Source organism: Microbacterium sp. AISO3, from assembly GCF_002204305.1.
Taxonomy (GTDB): domain Bacteria; phylum Actinomycetota; class Actinomycetes; order Actinomycetales; family Microbacteriaceae; genus Microbacterium; species Microbacterium arborescens.
The window spans coordinates 1-382 of record NZ_NHRF01000218.1 but is presented as its reverse complement, the minus strand read 5'-3'; the positions used below and the strand labels follow the sequence as shown (position 1 = coordinate 382).

The following is a 382-nucleotide window of genomic DNA, read 5'->3' as shown; positions in this document are numbered from 1 at the left end:
TCTTTAGGCTGAGGAGGAGAGACCTCTACCTCTTCAGCTTCATTCGTGAAGTTGAGACTATCAAGATCCAAATCATCTGATACAAGTGGCTCATCAAGATTGCCCAGCTGATCAAGATTCATATTTGTTCTAGAAGCGTCCTCATCCATGATGGCATCGATTTCTTCAAGTTTCTTCTTCGCATCATCTGAAAAGTCGCTCTCACTATCTAAAGAGAAGCTTTCGCTCTCATCTAAACCTAGTGATAGACCATGATCATTCTGGAGATCATCTCCTAGGGAAAGACTTTCTGACAGATCATCAGAAAGATTCAGTTCCTCATCTCCTACAAGAGAAAGACCTTCATCAGCAGTAAGTGATGATGCGTCTTCAGAATCAAGAC

The 382-nt window shown here is 41.9% G+C and carries 1 protein-coding gene; it reads right to left on the bottom strand.

Going from position 1 to position 382, the window contains the following annotated elements; genetic code table 11:
• Positions 1–382 (bottom strand): hypothetical protein (locus CBF90_RS18525; protein WP_197690621.1); only part of this gene is annotated, 382 nt, incomplete at both ends.